General features: G+C 66.1%; 1 protein-coding gene. It reads left to right on the top strand.

Annotated features, from left to right (window positions below; genetic code table 11):
* Nucleotides 1-2,162: coiled-coil domain-containing protein (locus tag BN3789_RS12040; RefSeq protein WP_066834709.1), on the top strand; the 2,162-nt coding region annotated here is incomplete at its 5' end.
* Nucleotides 2,163-2,578 lie beyond the last annotated feature (416 nt).

The raw sequence follows: 2,578 nt of genomic DNA, 5'->3' as shown, positions 1-2,578 counted from the left end.
CGCCCGCCTCGGCCATCGCCGCGAGCGCCGCCGACGGCACCACCGCCGCGTCCGACGAGATCCACCGCCTCATCGCCGAGACGAACTACTCCGAGGCAACCCAGCGCCTCATCGCCGCCGCCAACGGCGAGGTCAAGATGACCCTCGAGGAGGCCAAGGCGCTCCTCGCCGAGGTGCAGGCCGCGGCTAACGCCGCCAACGCCGCCAACACCGAGGCGCAGGGCACTAAGACCAACGCCGGCAACGCCGTCGCTAACGCCGAGAACACCTATAACACCGCCGACGCCGCCGCCATCGCCGAGCTCGAGGCCCAGGCGCAGGCCCTTGTCGACCAGCTCGAGGCCGCCCAGAGCGCCGCCGAGCAGGCGCAGACCGACCGCGACGCCGCCCAGGACGAGCTCGACGGCCTCACCGGCGACCTCGAGGCCGCCGAGCAGGACGCCGCCGACAAGCAGACCGCCCTCGATAAGGCCAACGAGAAGCTCGAGGAGGCACAGGCCGCCCTCGATGAGTTCCTGGACTCCTCGAACATCGACGAGCTCCAGGGCGCCTACGAGGCGGCCAAGAAGGCCTACGACGACGCCCTCAAGACGCAGCAGGACGCCCAGGCCGCCGTGGACGCCGCCCAGGGCGAGGTCGACCGCATCTCCGGCGAGATCGCCGACAAGACCGGCGAGAAGACGAGCCTCGAGCAGTCCCTGCCCGGACTCGAGAGCGCCGTCGACGCGGCTAACGCCGAGCTCGAGGACGCCAAGGCCAACTACACCTCCGCCGTCGAGGCCATCAAGGGCAACATCCTCACCACCGCCAAGGGCGAGCTCGACGCTGCCCAGTCCGACCTCGCCGCCAAGCAGGGCGCGATCGCGGGTCTCGAGCAGGCTGTAACCGACGCCAACGCCGGCGTCTCCTCTGCCCAGTCCGAGCTTGACGCCGCCAACGCCGCTCTTCCGGGCGCGCAGTCCGCGGCCGACAACGCTGCGGCGAACCTCGCGTCCGCGCAGGCCACCTACGACAGCGCCAAGGCTGCCTACGACGCCGCATGCGCCGAGGCCGAGGACCCCTCCACGGTCGACCGCTCCGCGCTCGACGCCGCCGAGTCCGCACTCGCAACCGCGCAGGACCAGAACAACTCCGCGCAGGCCGCGCTCAGCTCCGCCAAGGGCGCCGTCAGCGCCGCCCAAGGCAAGCTCGCCGACGCTGAGAACGCCGTCGGAACCGCCGAGGCCAACCTCGCCGCAGGTAAGCAGGCTGCGACGGACGCTGAGGCCGCGCTCGCGACCGAGCAGGCCGCCTACGACGACGCCGTCGCGAACGCAGGCGATGAGGCCAAGGCCGAGGCCGACCAGGCCATCGCCGACGCCGAGGCCGCCGTGACCGCCGCCCAGGATAAGCTCGACGCCGCCAACGCCCGCATCGAGGCCATCCCCGGCGAGATCGACGCGCTCGAGACCGAGCTCCGCGGCTACGAGAACGCCGTGACCGAGGCCAAGGCCAACCAGACCGAGGCGAATGAGGCCCTCACCGCCGCCAACGGCGAGCTCAAGGCCGCCGAGGACGCGCTCGCCGACCTCGGAGACGCCCAGATCGCATGGCAGAAGGAGCACGACCGCCTGAGCGGCGAGCTCACCGCCGCCCAGAGTGCCGAAAAGACCGCCAAGGGTGAGCTCGAGGCTGCGCAGAAGACGGTCGACGACCTCAACACCCAGATTGCCGATCTCCAGAAGCAGATCGACGAGCTCCAGTCCCAGATCGACCAGGGCACCGAGCAGGCCGTCGACGACTTCGTCGACTTCCTCAAGTGGTATGACGGCAAGTTCGCAGGCTCCGGTGATATCACGAGCCCCGTATCGTACCTGAACGTCGCCTATCACATCCTCACCGGCACAGGTGGCCCGTTGTTTGAGTTCGACCTCGCGGATGGCTCGATGCTCTCCGACTACACCCATGTCGGAACTAAGGGCGACGCCACCGACCTCGACAATGTCAAGGCGTCGCTTGAGATCATCTCGCGCTGCAACGAGCTGCGCAAGCAGGCGGGCCTCGACCCCATCCAGGTGTCCATCAACCTCATGGCCATCTCGATGCTCCAGACCAACTGGTCCGCAACGCACCAAGGCCACGCCCAGAACAACATGACCGGCGACAATGCTCATGTACGGTAAAGAAGCAAGCAACCGAAAACAATAGATAGACCGCCAGCACTACACTATTCCGAACCAAAGACCAAAAGATAAGCATTTTGAGAAAATCTAAACTTTTGGATTTTCCTACAATGCCGACTACGGCGGAATCCCTCCCACTCCTTATATATTTCTTTCTGTATACATTGAATTTGTATTTAGTAAAATGCAGACAACACCACGGATCGGCTTTTGGCTGGACAATTCCAACCAAACACCGCAGCAGACAGTAGAAACCATTCTGAACGTTAGGAAGCCGGTATGATTGTTAGGTTGATTCCCAACCCCAATGCAACACCCTCCTCACGGTCCGCATATCCCGAGGTCATCGCAACGCCCCCGACCCCCGCGGGTCGGCATCCCCCCAGCTCGGAGCGCCCGGACGGGGCCCGCGCGGG

It is taken from the genome of Collinsella ihumii, from assembly GCF_900046475.1.
GTDB lineage: Bacteria > Actinomycetota > Coriobacteriia > Coriobacteriales > Coriobacteriaceae > Collinsella > Collinsella ihumii.
The sequence above is the reverse complement of the archived record's forward strand: the minus strand, read 5'-3'. Positions and strand labels throughout refer to the sequence as shown.